This window comes from Bacteroides sp. MSB163, from assembly GCF_036416795.1.
Lineage (GTDB): Bacteria > Bacteroidota > Bacteroidia > Bacteroidales > Bacteroidaceae > Bacteroides > Bacteroides maternus.
Map to the genome: position 1 here is coordinate 1,871,537 of NZ_CP143867.1, position 17,884 is coordinate 1,889,420.

A 17,884-nucleotide genomic window follows, 5' to 3' on the forward strand; every position below is an offset into this window, starting at 1 on the left:
AAATATTAACTTATAAAACAAACGGTTATGAAGAAAATTTTATTGGCAGCCGTTGCTGCTTTGGCAATCGTAGGTTGCACACAGAATGAAGAGATTGAGAATGTTGGTAACAAAGCGGAGATTAACTTTGGGACAATAGTAAGTAAGACTACAAGAGCTGCTGTGACAACTATTGATTCTTTGCAGAAGAGCGGTTTTACTGTGTATGCTTATAATACAGGTGAAACAGAAATGAAGAATGTTGCAGCTAAAGGATTGGGAACTCCTTTCATGGACGGTGTAGCCGCTACATATTCTGCAAAATGGGAATTAGCAGGTGGTCCTTATTATTGGCCCTTTAACAGCAATGTACAGTTCTTTGCATATGCAACTGATGCAAGTGCTACATATAAATTGAATGATAGTGATATTTATCCAATCATTACCTATACTATAAATGATGATGCTTCTAGACAGAAAGATTTTGTAGTAGCGCAATTAATTAATCAAAAGAAGACGGAAAGTACTGTAAAACTTTCATTTCTTCATGCACTTACTCAAGTCAATTTTTCAGCGAAAGGCTCTAATACTGATTTGAAATATACAATATCCTCAATATCAATTGAAGGAGTTGCCAATACAGGTACTTATTCCTTTGCGGATAGTACATGGACAGTTACAGGAACAGCAGGAAAATATATCTATCCTACTGCTGAAAATGCTCCTGTTTCTGGTACTACAGTCGCAGATTTAGACCAAGCAAAAGGTGCTTTAATGTTGATGCCACAGGCTATGAGTACCAGTTCTAAAATTAAAGTTAGTTATAACGTTTATAATTCTAAAGATGTTCAGATTGATGAAGTTACTGATGCTGTAATATCTTTGGACAAAACAGCAAACTGGGAAGTAGGTAAGAAAGTGCGTTATACTTTAACGTTATCAAGTGAAGGAGCTACTATTAGCTTTGCACCTGAAGTAGGTAATTGGAATACTAACGATGATACCCCTGTCACTCCTCCCGCTGAATAATCCTTTATAATTTCATAATTCTCCTCCCCTAAGACTTTCCCTTAAAAAAGTCTTAGGGGATTTTTTTGTATCTCAGCAAAATATTCATATTTTTGCGGCACAATAACAAACAAAAACATTCAATCTACAATGCATGATTACTCCTCTTGCGGGGCGACCATACTGTGCCAGGAATGTCCGAAGGCTGTGGACAACGCCATAATGTATGCTTCTCATCCCAGAGGCTTTCATCTCCCTGTTCAACAATGCGAAGAAAACATCATGATTTTCCTGTTGAAAGGAGAAGTACTTATCAACAGTCAGGAGTATGCCGGAACCGTGTTGCGTGCTGGAGAATTCATTCTTCAAGCCATTGGTTCAAAGTATGAAGTTCTTGCTCTGACAGATGCCGAATGTGTTTGCTATCGTTTCAATCAGCCGGAACAATTCTGTGAAAAGCGTTATAAGCATATTATGGCAGAGGTAACTCCTCCGCTCATTTTCTCCCCTCTAAAGATAATCCCTGAACTGAATTTCTTTCTGGAAGCTTCGAAGTCCTATCTGACGGAAAAAAGGATTTGCCGCGAACTGCTTTCCTTTAAGAGGAAAGAACTTGCCTTCATCCTCGGACAGTTTTATTCGGACTACGACCTCTCTATGTTGGTGCATCCGCTTTCCAAGTACACTTCCTCTTTTCAGTATTTTGTCCTGCAAAACCATACCAAGGTGAAGACTGTGGAAGAACTTGCCCAATTAGGCGGATACACCACCACCACCTTCCGGCGCATCTTCAACTCAGTTTTCCACAAACCTGTTTATGAGTGGATGATGGAGAAACGCAAAGAAAGTATAGCCTATGACCTTCGTTACACAGAAGCCACCATTTCCGAAATCTGCTATAAATATGGTTTCGAGTCTTTGCCCCATTTCTCCAACTTTTGTAAGAAGAACTTCGGCTCTTCTCCCCGTGGATTGCGGCACGAACAACCTGCATAGATCTTCGGATGAGCGCTGTTAGTGTTTGCGTTTGCCCAGTGGCTGATTAAATCGGTACTTCATTGAGATAACGAAATAGCTGCCTATCTGCTGAGTGTGGCGTTCATACAATCCGTCTGCCATAGCGCCACGGTAGTAATTCTTCTGCTGGCTGAGTATGTCCACCCAATTGGCAGACAGTTCGGCCTGTTTCTTTTTCAGGAAACGCCATGTGACGCTTGCATTCCAGACGAGTTGGTCGTCGTCTCCCTTGTTGATGTTCGTGCCGTTTCGGAAAGAGTAATTGGCATCCGTTCTTAGTTGTATACTTCCCGGGAGGTCGGCAAAGGTATTTAGCCCGAAGGTGTAATTGCGTGTGTATGTATCCGTCTCTAAAAGTGAGTTGGAAGAATGTTGGAAGTTCCACCTCCCGTTTAGGTCCAGATTACCCCATTTAGGTTGGTAGGATAGGCGCAGGTCACTGTTGAGGCCGGTGTTATGCGTGGCACTGCGTTCGGGTTGTTCGCTCTGGTTTTCGTTGATGAGGTTGACATCTTGTGCAAAGGAGCCTCCGGCATTTGCACTCAGGTTAAAGTTTTTGATGCGCTTTTGATACCGGAATACGCCGTTTATGCTCCAGTTGCCGTTAATATTCACCGGATAAGTTTCACGTCCACCGGTTTGCTGGTTGTAGATCACTGCACGGGTCTGACTATTGATTCTGTTATTCCAGTTCAGTGTGGCAAAAAGTCCTTCCTTTATATTTTGTGCTTCCAATCGTACAGATTGATTATAAGTAGGTTTCAAGTTAGGATTGCTTCGCGTGATGTTGAGCGGGTCACTGTTGTTGGTTGGTGAGATCAGATCGTATAGTGATGGTTGCCAGGTATTCCCATAATAATTTAGGGTGATCCTGTTTTTCTTTTTCTGCCATGAGATGAAAAGCATGGGCTGAAAGCCGACTGAGTGGAGGGTGGTATCAGCTCTATGTAGACCTGTTTTCTGGTTCAGGCTGCGTCGCTCAGGTTGCACGGCTACTCCGGCATTGATGTTCCAAATGGTGTCGGAATAATTAAAGTGTAGGTTGATTCCATGTTGCAGGGTACTGCTATGGCTCCGGTTACTCAGGCTGTCGATGTAGCTCGCCTCATATCCTTCGGGCAGATAGCCGGGTTGTACTGCGGTTTCTTCCATAAAGCCGGACAGGTCGTAGGTATTACGATCATTTTTCTGCTTACTGTAGTTGAGGTTATATGAAATCTGTGCGTGCAGTTTCTTGGAAAAAGGATGGCTGAACATCAGCCCGATGCCCTGTTGACAGTTGGGGGACAGGCTCGACGAGTATTGGTTACGGTAGAGTATGGAGTCGTTTCCTGCACTGTTCTTCAACTGATAATACGTGGTTGATGAGATAGAGAAGTTATTGTTGTCATTCTTGCTATCATTGTATTGTGCAGTCAGGCCGATAGAACTTCCTTTTTTATTAATCCGGCGCATGATATTTGCATGGAAGGAATAGCGGTGTTGCTCTCCTTGCATTAGTGATCCCATGGCGATGTCATTGATTCTCAGCTCATCGGGTACATCGTTGATATGACTGAAAGGATTGAGAATATCCAGATGAGGATTTTCATTGAATGTGGCTTGGCGGTTATTGTTGGCATTATTATTCCGGACAAGGCTGAAATTACCGAAGAAATTGACAAAGGTCAGGGTATCGACCTGCCAGTTTAAGCCCAAGGATGAATTCATATTGCGGCTATGGTTCGTATTATTGCCGGCAGAATACTGGTACTTATTGCCACTTGTCAGATATTGTTCGTTGTAGGATGTCGAAATATTACCCTGCTCGTTGTGGTGATAGGATACATTTCCGTTGAGTGTTAGTTGCTTATTGTACTTTTGGGTGAAATTTACGGCAATGTTCTCCTGTATGTTGTCCTTGTAGCTGGTCCGCATATGGAGGTTACCGGAATTGGCAATAACTGAGAAATTGTTTCCGTTATTTTTGAAGTAGTTGCCTTGCAGGTTGAAATCCTTTTTGTTGTTATTGCCGTATCCGGCTTTTCCCGATGCAAGTAGGGTACCGTTGAATTCTTCTTTGGTTTGCAGGTCGAGCACATAGTTCTCTTTCCCCGTGCTGACACCCGTCAGCTTTTCCAGCTTGCTTTTCTTATCGTACACTTTTATCTTGCTGATTAACTCCACGGGAAGATTTTCCAGTGCCATCTTGTTGTCACCTGAGAAGAAGGCTTCACCGTTTACATTGATTTCGTTAATAGGCAGCCCGTTGTATTTCAGTGTTTTGGTTTCGCTGTCGTATTCCATTCCGGGGATACGTTTGACAAGTGTCTCCAGATACGAGCCTTCCGGTGTTTTGTAAGCTGCTGCATTGATGACGGTGGTATCTCCCACCTGATCTACGTCGCGCATCCGGGCTTTTACTGTCACTTCGCCCAATTCGATACCTTCTTCCAGCAAGATGCTGCCTAGGTTGATTGTTGAAGTGTTGCTGTCCAGTTTGCGGAAGACAGACTGCATTCCCGTATAAGAGGCTTTCAGTAAATATTGCGTTCCTTTTTGAGGGGTGAACTGAAGATTGAAACGACCGTCCGCGCCGCTTGCAACTCCTTTTACAAAGGTGGAATCCTTGCCTTTCAGGATAACAAGACTTGCATAGGGCAGAGGTTCTTCTCCTTTCTTGGTCTCTGATGTAGTGCACACTAGTCCTTTGACTGTCCTTGTTTTTTGAGCGAATAGAATAGTCGGAATCAGTAAGAATAGCAAAAGTAACCAGATTTTGTGCACGTTCATGTCAGTCTTTTTATGTCAGTCACAAAATTAGAGAGTTTTCGTCATAAAATCTTCTTTTTTTATAGATATTATGCTACTTTTGCTCAATATAAGTGATACAATGAAAACCGACAAACTAAAATATGTTTTAGCTTTCATCTTTTTGCTGTGTGCTTTTTGGTGCGGAGTCAATTTTAAACGGTGGTACACTATTAACCACCGGATCGAAAAAATGATTTCTCTTGTTTATTCTTCCTCTCCCCAGTATGATTGTTACGGAAACTTTGAAGAACTCTTGAAACAGGAATTCAGGAAACAGGGAATAGAACCGATATTTGATAAGTTTTATCTGGATTTCAATACTGTCACGTCGGAAGATGGGGTAAAAAATATGGAGGCGCATCTTAGTATCATCAAAGATAAACCGATGGCGCTGATCCTCACAGTGGGCGACCAAGCCGCATCCGCCCTGCTTTCTACCCGCCATCGACTACTTTCTTCCATTCCTGTAGTGGCTTGCAACGTACGTTTTCCCGATGAGAAACTTATAAAAGAATATGAGCGCAGAAAGGTATATGTGCTGCGTGATGCGCCGGATTTTAAGCATAACATTGGTTTTATAAAATCTTTGCAGCCACATGTAGGGATAGATATTATTTATAATATTGATCTGACTCCGCTTGGATATAAATCGTTTGATTTATTAACCCGGTTTGCGGATAGAAAAGAAATTCGGTTTTTAGGCTGTGAGTCTACTTTTTCAGTGGAGCATGAATACAGGAAATTGCAGGAAATGGTTGAGCATTATAATCTGATGCCTGCAAGAGCAAACAACCGTATTGATAAAGATGATTTTACCATAAGCCTTTGCCCTTTTCGTTATATAAAAGGGACCTCTTTGTTTACCGAGATAGAAAAAACAAAAGCTGGGAGGGGAAAACAAGTTTTCCTGTTAGATAAGTTCGACCAGATGTCGCTTCCGATAACTAAAGCCTTAAACATTCCTTCTTTCAGCTGTCTTCGCCAGGGATTTGGGGAGGATGCCAAGATTGTGGGCGGCTACATGGCTACTGATGAGATTTCTGCGCGTACTGCAGCCGATTTTTCTGTTCGTCTGATGAATAAGGAGAAAATTGGTATGCCGAAAATCAGGGATATGGAAAAGGAGTATGTGCTGGACTGGACCTATTTTTCATCCTATGCGGACTTTAATGTGAAAAATATACCTGAAGATGTTCGTATTATCAATTACTTCTTCTATGACCGGTATCGGAAGGAATTTTATTTTCTGACCGGATTGTTTATCCTTGCTTTTATTCTGGTATTGATCAGTCTGTTGCGTATGCGCCGGCGTTCGCGTGTGGAACGTAAGAATATGGAGATGCTTGAGGAGACTCATAAGCGGCTGACACTTTCTACGGATGGAGGGCGGATTTCGCTTTGGAATATACAGGGGGATACTATTGAATTTGATGAGAACTATACGCGTTTGGTGGGAATGGAACAGAGGACATTTGTGCGGACTGATTTCCTTAAATATGCGTATCCTGATGATGTATTTCTATTGAATTCATTGTACGAAACACTGCATCAATCTACAGATATGCAGGTTAGGCGTGTACGTTTCTCTTTCAGTGAAGAGAATTATCGCTGGTATGAACTTCGGTGTCGCAGTCTGAAAGATGCAAAGGGAAGGATAATGCTGGCAGGCATTATGCAGGATATTCAGATACAGGTAGAGCATGAAGAACAGCTTATTCAGGCTAAGCAGATGGCTGAAAATGCTGAGTTGAAACAATCTTTCCTGAATAATATGAGCCATGAAATCCGTACTCCGCTGAATGCCATTGTCGGTTTCACCAATTTGTTGGTTGGCGAGGGGGGCGATGAGATTGAATCGGATGAGAAGAAGGTCATGCTTGAGATCATTAACCGTAACAACGAATTACTCTTGAAACTGATCAATGATGTGGTGGAAATATCACGTCTGGATTCCGGCAACATGGATCTCGAAATAAAAGAATGGGATATGACAACGGTTGTGAAAGAGATTTATATGGCTTACCAGGCATTAATCAAGCCCTCGTTGAGGTTTCATCTGGCTTTGGATGAGAATCTCTCTTTGCCTGTCAATATAGACCGTATGCGTTTTATTCAGGTTATCTCCAACTTCCTGGGCAATGCGGATAAGTTTACCCGGAATGGTTCTATTACATTAGGATGCAAAGTGGATAAAAAAGGTCGGAAGGTCAGTGTGTATGTACAGGATACCGGGAAAGGTATTGATGAGAAAGAACTCATGATGATCTTTGACCGTTTTTATAAGACTGACGAGTTTGAACAAGGAAGCGGGCTTGGACTTTCTATCTGTAAAGTCATTATTGAGAAGCTTTGCGGACATATAGAGGTACAGTCTGAAGTAGGAAAAGGAAGCTGTTTTACGGTTGTTCTATCTTTGACGGATGAGGTATAAGACTTCTGACTCATAAGAAAAACTCCCCTGCCGGTTTCCCGGTAGAGGAGTTCTTGTGATATTAATCAAATGTAGAAAGGGCTGATTAGTCTTTCAGTTTTGCGATGATGAAATCGCGGTTCAGACGGGCGATGTTGCTGATAGAGATGTTCTTCGGACATTCGGCTTCGCAAGCACGAGTATTGGTACAGTTACCAAATCCGAGTTCATCCATCTTGCTCAACATAGCTTTTGCGCGACGCAATGCTTCCGGTTTACCCTGCGGCAGCAAGTTCAGCTGGCTAACTTTTGCGGAAACGAACAACATGGCAGAACCATTCTTACAAGCAGCTACACAAGCACCGCAACCGATACAAGCTGCTGCATCCATAGCTTCGTCAGCGATTTGCTTCGGAATCAGGATAGCATTGGCATCCTGAGGAGAGCCCGTGCGCACACTAACGTAACCACCGGCTTGCATAATCTTGTCGTAAGCTGTACGGTCTACCATCAAGTCTTTGATGACCGGGAAACCGGCAGAACGCCAAGGTTCAACAGTGATAGTGTCACCATCGTTGAAACGACGCATATAGATCTGGCAGGTAGTAGCACCTGTCGCAGGACCGTGAGGATGTCCGTTGATGTAGAGCGAACACATACCGCAGATACCTTCGCGGCAGTCATGATCGAATACAACCGGTTCTTTACCTTCAGAAATCAGTTGTTCATTCAAGATATCCAGCATTTCGAGGAATGAAGTGTCACCGGGGATATCTTTCATTTGGTATGTTTCAAAAGCGCCTTTTGCCTTTGGGCCTTTCTGGCGCCATACTTTCAGTGTGAAACTTATATTTTTATCCATTTTCTTTAATTCTTTAAATGTTCAACTTCCCGATTAGCTCTTATAGTTACGAGTCTGTACCTTGATTGCTTCGTAAACCAGCGGTTCTTTCAGCAACTCAGGAGCTTTCTCGTCGGAACCTTGATATTCCCAGCAAGCAACGTAGAAGAAGTTTTCATCGTCACGTTTTGCTTCGCCTTCTTCAGTCTGGTATTCTTCACGGAAGTGACCACCGCAGCTTTCGTTACGGTTCAGAGCATCGTAAGCAACCAATTCGCCCATGATAATGAAGTCGTACAGACGGATAGCTTTATCCAACTCTACGTTCATGCCTTCCTTATCTCCCGGGATGAACAGTTCTTTTTCGAATTCCTTACGGATTTCTTTCAGTTTGGCAATACCGGTCTTCAGACCTTCTGCTGTACGGCCCATACCTACATATTCCCACATTACGTGACCCAGTTCCTTGTGGATAGAATCTACAGACTTCTTACCTTGGATGCTCATCATCCAGTCAATCTTGTCCTGGATAGCTTTCTCGGCAGCTGCAAATTCAGGCAGGTCGGTAGAGAAGCGGGGAACTGTAATCTGGTCGGCCAGATAGTTCTGAATAGTGTAAGGCAATACAAAGTAACCGTCAGCCAGACCCTGCATCAATGCGGAAGCACCGAGGCGGTTTGCACCGTGGTCAGAGAAGTTACATTCACCGATAGCGAACAGACCCTTGATAGAAGTCATCAGTTCGTAGTCAACCCAGATACCACCCATTGTGTAGTGGATAGCCGGATAAATCATCATCGGATTATAATATTTCACACCGGCAATTTCTTTTGCCAGTTCACCCGGATTAACGTCAGTGATTTCCTCGTACATATCAAAGAGGTTGCCATAACGTTGAAGAACAATATCAATGCCTAAGCGACTGATAGCCTCAGAGAAATCGAGGAATACTGCCAAGCCTGTATTGTTCACACCGAAACCAGCATCGCAACGTTCTTTAGCGGCACGGCTGGCAACGTCACGCGGAACCAAGTTTCCGAATGCCGGATAGCGGCGTTCCAAGTAGTAGTCGCGGTCTTCTTCAGGAATATCGCTTCCCTTGATTTCACCCTTCTGGAGTTTTATGGCATCTTCTTTCTTCTTCGGAACCCAGATACGACCGTCATTGCGCAGAGACTCTGACATCAAAGTCAACTTAGACTGCTTGTCACCGTGAACGGGAATACAAGTGGGGTGAATCTGTACCATAGCCGGGTTAGCCATCCAGGCACCCTTGCGATAGCAAGAAACGGCAGCTGTACAGTTACAAGTCATTGCATTAGTAGACAGGAAGTATGCGTTTCCGTAGCCACCGGTAGCGATTACTACTGCGTGTGCAGCAAAACGTTCCAGTTTACCGGTTACAAGATTTTTAGCGATGATACCGCGTGCACGTCCGTCAATGAGGACAACGTCCTGCATTTCGTAACGAGTGTATAATTTTACGGTACCTGCGTTTACCTGGCGGCTCAGTGCAGAGTAAGCACCCAGCAACAACTGCTGTCCGGTTTGGCCGCGGGCATAGAACGTACGTGATACCTGAGCACCACCGAAAGAACGGTTATCCAGCAAACCGCCGTATTCGCGGGCGAAGGGAACACCTTGTGCCACACATTGGTCGATAATGCTGTTGGAAACCTCAGCCAAACGGTAAACGTTAGCTTCGCGGGCACGGTAGTCACCACCCTTTACTGTATCGTAGAACAAACGGTAAACAGAGTCGCCGTCGTTTTGGTAATTCTTTGCAGCGTTGATACCGCCCTGTGCTGCGATGGAGTGTGCACGGCGCGGAGAGTCTTGAATACAGAAGTTGAATACTCTGAAACCCATTTCACCGAGTGAAGCGGCTGCAGAAGCACCTGCCAAGCCCGTACCTACTACGATGATATCCAAGCGACGCTTGTTAGCAGGGTTAACTAATTTCTGGTGAGCTTTATAGTTGGTCCATTTCTCAGCCACCGGTCCTTCCGGAATTTTTGAATCTATCTTAGTCATAATGCTATTACATTTTAATCGTTTACAATTTACAAATTAGCAAGCACCGCCGCACAATGATTTTGCGAAGAATACGACAACCACCAAGGCGAAACATACAACGACGATAGTAGAGTAAATGTTGGAGATGCATTTCCAACGGTTAATCCATACCTTGTTGTTCCAACCCAGAGATTGCATAGAGCTCCAGAAACCGTGAGTCAGGTGGAACCACAGTGCGCCGAGCCAAATGAGGTAAAGCACTACGTATACCGGATTGCTGAATGTGTTCTGAATGTGATAAACACCGTTAGCGGCATAAGCCAGTGTCAGCGTGTCAGCATGCATACCCATGTTGTGCATCAACTCAGGAAGCTGCATTTTTGCCCAGAAGTTCACCAGGTGCAGACCCAGACCTACGATTACGATAAGACCCAATACGAGCATGTTCTGAGAAGCCCATTCCACAGTTTTGGGTTTATCAACTACGGCATAACGTTCGGTACCGCGTGCTTTGCGGTTCTGCATTGTCAGCCAGAAAGCGTAGATGATGTGAATAACGAAAAGGGCGGCCAAACCTACCGTAGCCACCAAGGCATACCAGTTTGCTCCCAGGAACTCACAAACCATGTTGTATCCCTCTGCCGAGATTAATGCAACCAGGTTCATCGCCATGTGAAACGTCAGAAACAGGACAAGGGCGATACCGGTAACGCTCATCACCACTTTCCTTCCTACAGATGAATTACTTAACCACATAAATGATTGAATTTAAATTATTTAATAGTTAGAAAATTTGCTTTTACTTAGGGTCTTACACTAATTTCCCGCAAAAATAGAAGAAATACATTGATTAAACAAGGAATTAAAGAAATAATTCCGTAATTCAGAGAATAGATAGAAGTTGACAAGTGAGTCAGGGAACAGGTTGACAAGGAAAGATTACTCTTACTCGTCAACCTGTTCCCTGGCTGAGTCGTCATTTTTTTCTTTTATAATGGTGATTTTCTCTCCGCTGGCAGCACGTTTTCGCAAGGAACGAGGGGTGTCTCCAAAGGAGTCCTTACAGAAATGAGCAAAGTGCGACAGAGAGTCGAAACCATAACGTGAACTAATCACGGAGATACGTTGCTTGGTGAATTGCAGATCGTTCAGAATACCTTCACGTTTCTTGTCCAGTATCCATTCGTACACCGGAACATTATACATATTTTTAAACAAACGGCGGAATGTAGTGGTTGTATATCCACCCAAATGGGCGAATTCTTCCACATTCTTCACCTTGTCGTAGTTCTGCATAATGAAATAATGGAAACTTTCCGTATAAGTGCTGATGGGATAGAAGAACGTACTTATCTGGCGCAGGGGATAATAGCAGGTTAGTATGTAAACCAGTTCCTGGCGTTTGATGTCGAGATATTTCCCACATGCGGAAGGCTGTTCTTTAAAATAGTCGGCGATATCATGCAGCAACCGCTCCAGTTTTGCATTCGCTATCAGCGGTGTGTAGGTCAGCGGAGCCTCAGAGCGTTCGAGGATTTCCTTGTAACGGTCTTCGCATATAAGTGGAAGTTCCGTAAACCAATAGGCGATATATTCCACCTCGGTCAGTGCTAACAACTCCATTTTTGAACCGATGGCTTGCAGTACACATTGTCTGCTCTGGAGCGTAGTGCCCGGGTATTCGTTACTATTTATCAACAATTCTCCCTTTAACATAAAGATCATGCAGTTCTGGGTACACTTCTCCGCCGAGAAATGCTGCCCCTGGGGATATTGGCGATATACCAATGTCCCGTCTGAGATTTTTGGGCATAGAGTACAATCTACTTGCCGTGTGCAAAGAGTGTCTTTTGTCATGAAATATAAGACGAATTACTAAAATTATGGCAACAAAGATAGAATTTTTTTGTGAATACTCTAACAAAATCGTCTATCTTTGCGGCAAACTATAAGAAAGACTACATGAAACGGACTATTTTTTTTGTATTTTTCGCATCATTACTTGTATTCAATGTTTCTGCCCAGAACTGGGACATTAATACTTTGCATAAAATAAATAGTTGGGATGGTAAGTTCATTCGTAATTATAATAAAATAATTTCTCGTACTGAACCCTATATTGCTGTGGGTGTTCCTGTGGCGATGGCATTGGCTGCCTGGGTGAAAAAAGACCGCGAACTATTGAAGGATGCTGTGTATGTAGGTACCAGTGTTGCCGGTGCTTTTGTTGTGACTTACGGCATGAAATATCTTATAGATCGTGAACGCCCGTTCGACCGATATCCCGACCGGGTTCATGCTTATAGTCATGAAACCAGTCCTTCTTTTCCTTCCGGACATACGGCAACTGCTTTTGCATTGGCAACTTCACTTTGTGTGAAGTATCCGAAATGGTATGTAATCGCTCCATCCGCCTTATGGGCATGTTCTGTCGGAGTATCCCGTATGAATGAGGGCGTACACTATCCGTCCGATGTGCTGGCGGGTGCAGTTATCGGAGCCGGATGTGCCGTAGTAAATATCTATGTGAACCGTTGGCTGAACAAGTGGTTGTTCGGTAATTAAAGCGGTAGTTTCTTCTCGTATATCTTTTCGTTCAATATCTTAAGGGCTTGTTGCACGCTGTTGTTCGTGGTGTTTATCACCTGAAAGTATTCGTTCATATCCCACAGGTCACGGGCTATCAAGGCTTTCAACTGCGTTTTTATGAGGGGCAATGATTTGTTGTACTGCTCCTCGTTGAACTCAATCTTTTCTTTATCGGCGGCAGCGCGTATGTCCGCAAGCATCTGTTCGTCTATCTCAAATTTATTGTTGAAGGTATCGAACTTCTTATATTTCTCTTGGAGTTCTTTCCGGTTTTTCTCGATATACTTGGTTGTTGCTTTGATGACAACGCCTTTAGCAACCAGATTACGGTGATAATCGGTATATTGGGTTGTATCGATAGGTACGAAATAGTCGGGCATGATACCACCGCCACCATATACGGTACGTTTCAACTTCTTAGTGGAGTTCTTCAATGAATCAGGAAAATGGATACTGTCGGCATGCATCATTTCTCCACGGTTGAAGCGATCTACCAGTTCCATATTGTATTTTTCCTGACCGTCGTCTTTGCTAAGGCCTCTGCCGTCCAGATTGGCTGTATGGTCGTACGGCTTCTGGATGCAACGTCCGGATGGGGTGTAATAACGGGCGATAGTCAAGCGGATCATAGAGCCATCGGGCAATTCGATGGGACGTTGTACCAGCCCTTTACCAAAAGTACGGCGACCTACAACTACGCCTCTGTCCCAGTCCTGTATGGCACCGGTTACGATTTCACTTGCTGAAGCAGAGTATTCGTCTACCAGCACGATGAGGCGTCCGTTTTTGAAGTTGCCTGTGCCTTTGGCATAGAAATTACTGCGCTGAGAGGTTCTTCCTTCGGTATATACAATCAGTTCTTTTTGTTGCAGGAACTCGTTGGCAAGATCAATTGCTGCATTCAAATAACCACCACCGTTGCCTTGCAGGTCGAGTATCAGATCTTTCATTCCTTGCTTCTGTAGCTCTTTGAGGGCGGCGGTAAATTCTTCGGCGGTAGTGGCACCGAAGCGGTTGATACGGATATAGCCGGTCTTGGGCTGTATCATATACGAAGCGTCTAAACTTAGAATGGGTATTTTATCCCGTTTTACAGTGAAGTATAAGGGATCGTGCACTCCGCGGCGGACAATGGTTAGTTTTACTTCTGAGTCTTTCGGGCCGCGCAGGCGTGCCATTATATCTTCTGTGGACATTTTTACGCCGGCAATAGCGCTGTCGTTCACTGCCACGATACGGTCGCCTGCCAGAATACCAACCTTTTCAGACGGTCCGTTGCTGACGGGCTGTATAATAAGTAATGTATCTTCTATCATCTGGAACTGCACACCGATACCTTCGAAGTTACCTTGTAAAGGCTCGTTCATTTTCTTCACTTCCTCGGCGTCATTGTATGTGGAGTGCGGATCGAGTTGGGCGAGCATACGGATAATAGCTTCTTCCACCAGTTTATTCTCGTCTACCGAGTCTACATACAGGTTGGTGATGGCAAATTCTGCCATTTGTAACTTGCGGGCAGCCAAGTTGCCCATATTCTGCGCCTGCATGGAAGCCATGGCGCCGCATATACATATTATAAAGATAAGAAATTTCTTCATCATTCTTTTTCGCTTATCACTAATTCACTAATCATTAAATATCCATCCCTTCGGGGATAAACTGGCTGATATCTTTGCCGAACTGTAGAAGCTCGCGGACAGTAGTCGAGCTGATACATGTCAGTTCAGGTTCGGTAAAGAGCAAAATGGTTTCGATGCCTGCCAGTTTACGGTTGATATCGGCAATGGTCTCTTCATATTCGAAATCTTTCACGGTACGGATACCACGAACTATAAACTGCGCGTCTACCTGCCGGGCAAAATCAATCGTCAGGCAATCATAGGAGTAGACCTTGATACGTGGTTCGTTCCGGTAGAATTTCTGTATCATCTCCACGCGCTTCTCAATAGGGAAGTAGGTGTTTTTATTCTCGTTGATACCAATTCCAATAATGACTTCATCCATAAAAGTCAGTGCGCGGGTCACTACCGATGAATGGCCGATAGTGAAAGGATCGAATGTTCCCGGAAAGATTGCTCTTCTCATGATGCCAGATCTTCTTCTATAACCAGATTGTTAATAATAAAGTTTTGCCGTTCCATGGTATTTTTACCCATATAGAATTCCAATAATTCCTTTACAAGGTCCGTTTTGCGTAAAGTGACTTGTTCCAGACGCATATCTTTGCCGATGAAATGCCGGAATTCATCAGGCGAGATCTCTCCCAGACCTTTAAAACGGGTAATCTCCGGGTTGGGACTCAGCTCGGCAATGGCTTTTTGCCGTTCCTCTTCCGTGTAGCAGTAAATTGTCTTTTTCTTGTTGCGTACGCGGAACAATGGAGTTTGCAGGATATAGACGTGCCCTTTCTTTATCAGATCGGGGAAGAATTGCAGGAAGAATGTGATGAGCAACAACCGGATGTGCATACCGTCCACATCGGCATCGGTAGCGGCAATCACCTTGTTGTAACGCAATCCTTCAATGCCATCTTCTATGTTCAGGGCAGCTTGTAGCAGATTGAATTCTTCGTTTTCATATACCACTTTCTTAGTCAGCCCGAATGAGTTTAACGGTTTACCACGAAGACTGAATACAGCCTGCGTATTTACGTCACGGCTCTTTGTGATGGAACCGCTGGCGGAGTCACCTTCAGTGATAAAGATGCAGGACTCGGATTCCTGTTCCTTTCCTTTGCCGTCATTGAGGTGGTAACGGCAATCGCGCAGCTTACGATTATGCAGGTTGGCCTTCTTTGCGCGCTCACGTGCCAGTTTGGTTACACCGGCAATGGCTTTACGTTCCTTTTCGGAGTCTTGTATCTTTTGCAGCATGACTTCCGCAACCAACGGATTCTTGTGTAGATAGTTATCCACCTCCGTTTTGATGAAGTCGCCTACATACTTATTCACGCTTACACCACCGGGAGACATGGAAGGGGAACCGAGTTTGGTCTTGGTCTGTCCTTCAAACTGGGGCTCTTCCACATTGATGGCAATGGCGGCAACAATACCGTTACGGATGTCGGCATATTCCTGGTTCTTGTTGTAGAACTCCTTGATGGTGCGGGCAATATGTTCTTTAAGCGCACTTTGGTGTGTTCCACCCTGTGTGGTATGCTGGCCGTTGACAAAGGAATAGTATTCCTCGCCGTATTGATTCGTATGCGTAAAGGCTATTTCAATATCTTCTCCTTTCAGATGGATGATATTGTAAAGCCCCTGTGCAGTCATGTTGTCGTTCAGCAAATCTTCCAGTCCATGACGTGAGATAATGCGCTGACCGTTGTATATAATGGAAAGTCCTGTATTCAGGTACGTGTAGTTACGCAATAGCGTTTCCACGAAATTAGCCTGGAAAGAATAGTTCAGGAATAACGTGCTGTCCGGTTCGAAGAAGATGTAAGTTCCGCTTTCCTCGTTACAGTTTTCCGTTACATCACTTTGGAGATTACCTTTTTCAAAAATGGCGATACGAACTTTACCTTCGCGATAACTACGTACTTCAAAGCGGCTGCTAAGTGCATTCACAGCTTTGATACCTACACCGTTCAGTCCGACACTTTTCTTGAAAGCTTTACTGTCGTACTTACCACCGGTATTGAGTTTACTCACCGCTTCAATCAGCTTTCCTTGCGGAATACCACGACCATAGTCGCGCACACTGACACGGAGATTATCCTCAATGTTAATCTCGATCCGTCTACCAGCACCCATTTTGAACTCATCGATGCTGTTGTCCATTACCTCTTTTAGCAATACATAGATACCGTCGTCGTTCTGCGTACCGTCGCCCAAACGACCGATATACATACCCGAACGGACACGGATGTGCTCCATGTCGTCCAAATGACGAATGTTGTCTTCCGTATATTCTACATTGCCTTCGGGCATCAGTCCGTTGATTTCTTCCATAGCTTATTTAATGAAGAATGAGGAATGAAGAATGAAGAATTTGGCTGCGCTGTGATGCCGCATGGCAATTCTTCATTCTTCATTCTTAATTATTAATTTCTTTCACAAACGCCCTGCGCCGTTTATGTTGTTTGGTTTCAAAGTATTCCCATTGGGCTTGTACTTTACCATTCATTTCAAGTTCAGGGTTACTTTCTGCAAATATAAAACCTAATTTCTGATAAACCGGAATTAAATCGGAAAATAACAATGCGTTAACACCTTTGTTTTGGTACTCCGGCTTCACGGCAACAAGCAACAAATCCAACATTTTAGCACGTCGTTTCATGAACAATGCTTTCAGCAGATAGTACCATCCGAAAGGCAATAACCGGCCGTGCGCTTTCTGTAAAGCTTCGGACAGGGAGGGCATGGATATGCCTACGGCAATCAATTGGTCGTCGGCATCTGTAATAAGCGTCACCATGCGCAGGTCTACGATGGGGAGATACATTTTCACGTACTGGTCAATCTGCCGTTGCGACAGAGCGGAATAACCGAACAGGGGTTTATAAGCTTCGTTCATCAACTCAAAGATGGCCTGTCCATAATCGTGGGCTATCTTTTTGGCTGATGTATATTTTTTAATCTTGAGGTTGTATTTACGCTGGATAAGGTCGGAGATACGTTTGTGTTTATCCGGTATGGCATCCGGAATGTAGATTTGATATTCCACCCAGTCAGCTTCCTTTTCAAATCCCATGCGCTCCATGTGTTGCGGGTAGTAAGGATAATTGTAAATGGTTGCCATGGTGCTGAGTTGGTCGAAGCCTTCTACCAGCATACCTTCTGCGTCGAAGTCAGTGAAGCCCAACGGACCTTGTATATGAGTCATTCCGCGTTCTTTTCCCCATTCTTCTACCGTGCGGATCAAGGCATCCGATACTTCCGGGTCGTCAATAAAGTCGATCCAGCCGAAACGGACGTTCTTTTTATCCCAGGTTTCATTGGCCTTATGGTTGATTATGGCAGCTACGCGGCCTACTATTTTGTTGTCTTGGTAAGCCAGGAAATACTCTGCCTCACAGAATTCAAACGCCGCATTCTTCTTTTTATTGAAAGTGTTGAGCATGTCGTCGTAAAGATCGGGGACAGAGTAAGGGTTGCCTTTATATAGCCGGTAATTGAAGCGGATGAACCGTTTCAATTCTTTTGTTGTGGAAACTTTTTTGATTGTTATTGCCATAATTTTATGTCTAATGAAGTGGCAAAGATACATGATAATCTTTAAAATACCAC

13 protein-coding genes are annotated in these 17,884 nt (G+C 44.0%); 4 read left to right on the top strand and 9 right to left on the bottom strand.

What is annotated here, in order from left to right:
• Positions 1-27: 27 nt before the first annotated feature.
• Positions 28-1,008 carry a fimbrillin family protein gene (locus tag VYM24_RS06420; RefSeq protein WP_330941788.1) on the top strand — a complete coding sequence of 327 codons (981 nt, stop codon included), beginning with the start codon at positions 28-30 and terminating at the stop codon, positions 1,006-1,008.
• Positions 1,009-1,137: 129 nt separating this feature from the next.
• Complete coding sequence (locus VYM24_RS06425; RefSeq protein WP_330941789.1) at positions 1,138-1,983, top strand: helix-turn-helix transcriptional regulator; 846 nt, start codon at positions 1,138-1,140, stop codon at positions 1,981-1,983.
• A gap of 18 nt (positions 1,984-2,001) precedes the next feature.
• On the opposite strand, the gene VYM24_RS06430 is transcribed toward VYM24_RS06425, so the two are convergent.
• On the bottom strand, positions 2,002-4,776 hold the full coding sequence (locus VYM24_RS06430) for an outer membrane beta-barrel protein (RefSeq protein WP_330941790.1): 2,775 nt from the start codon (positions 4,774-4,776) through the stop codon (positions 2,002-2,004).
• A gap of 100 nt (positions 4,777-4,876) precedes the next feature.
• On the opposite strand from VYM24_RS06430, the gene VYM24_RS06435 reads away from it, so the two are divergent.
• The gene (locus VYM24_RS06435; protein ID WP_330941791.1) at positions 4,877-7,228 is read left to right on the top strand and encodes a sensor histidine kinase; all 2,352 of its coding nucleotides are present in this window, start codon (positions 4,877-4,879) and stop codon (positions 7,226-7,228) included.
• Between the two features lie 85 nt (positions 7,229-7,313).
• Here VYM24_RS06435 and VYM24_RS06440 read toward each other — a convergent pair whose 3' ends face one another.
• The 4 genes from VYM24_RS06440 to VYM24_RS06455 all read right to left on the bottom strand — a co-directional run bounded on the left by VYM24_RS06440 (position 7,314) and on the right by VYM24_RS06455 (position 11,921).
• Positions 7,314-8,069, bottom strand: a complete 756-nt coding sequence (locus VYM24_RS06440) for a succinate dehydrogenase/fumarate reductase iron-sulfur subunit (protein WP_007211613.1) — start codon at positions 8,067-8,069, stop codon at positions 7,314-7,316.
• A 33-nt stretch (positions 8,070-8,102) separates the two neighbouring features.
• A complete protein-coding gene (locus VYM24_RS06445) occupies positions 8,103-10,082 on the bottom strand; it encodes a fumarate reductase/succinate dehydrogenase flavoprotein subunit (RefSeq protein ID WP_291550427.1) in 1,980 nt (659 codons plus the stop codon).
• Between the two features lie 36 nt (positions 10,083-10,118).
• Positions 10,119-10,820, bottom strand: a complete 702-nt coding sequence (locus tag VYM24_RS06450; RefSeq protein WP_330941792.1) for a succinate dehydrogenase/fumarate reductase cytochrome b subunit — start codon at positions 10,818-10,820, stop codon at positions 10,119-10,121.
• A gap of 189 nt (positions 10,821-11,009) precedes the next feature.
• Positions 11,010-11,921, bottom strand: a complete 912-nt coding sequence (locus VYM24_RS06455; protein ID WP_291550426.1) for a helix-turn-helix domain-containing protein — start codon at positions 11,919-11,921, stop codon at positions 11,010-11,012.
• Positions 11,922-12,026: 105 nt separating this feature from the next.
• Between VYM24_RS06455 and VYM24_RS06460 the strand changes: the two genes are divergently transcribed.
• On the top strand, positions 12,027-12,629 hold the full coding sequence (locus VYM24_RS06460; RefSeq protein WP_291550425.1) for a phosphatase PAP2 family protein: 603 nt from the start codon (positions 12,027-12,029) through the stop codon (positions 12,627-12,629).
• Here the strand turns inward: VYM24_RS06460 and VYM24_RS06465 are convergent.
• From VYM24_RS06465 to VYM24_RS06480, 4 genes are all read right to left on the bottom strand, one after another.
• On the bottom strand, positions 12,626-14,251 hold the full coding sequence (locus tag VYM24_RS06465; RefSeq protein WP_330942220.1) for a S41 family peptidase: 1,626 nt from the start codon (positions 14,249-14,251) through the stop codon (positions 12,626-12,628). The genes VYM24_RS06460 and VYM24_RS06465 overlap by 4 nt on opposite strands.
• A gap of 34 nt (positions 14,252-14,285) precedes the next feature.
• Complete coding sequence (coaD, locus tag VYM24_RS06470) at positions 14,286-14,738, bottom strand: pantetheine-phosphate adenylyltransferase (RefSeq protein WP_044263160.1); 453 nt, start codon at positions 14,736-14,738, stop codon at positions 14,286-14,288.
• The gene (locus tag VYM24_RS06475) at positions 14,735-16,606 is read right to left on the bottom strand and encodes a DNA topoisomerase IV subunit B (protein ID WP_291550424.1); all 1,872 of its coding nucleotides are present in this window, start codon (positions 16,604-16,606) and stop codon (positions 14,735-14,737) included. The genes coaD and VYM24_RS06475 overlap by 4 nt, the downstream gene beginning before the upstream one ends.
• A gap of 85 nt (positions 16,607-16,691) precedes the next feature.
• A complete protein-coding gene (locus VYM24_RS06480; RefSeq protein WP_044263164.1) occupies positions 16,692-17,831 on the bottom strand; it encodes a hypothetical protein in 1,140 nt (379 codons plus the stop codon).
• Positions 17,832-17,884 lie beyond the last annotated feature (53 nt).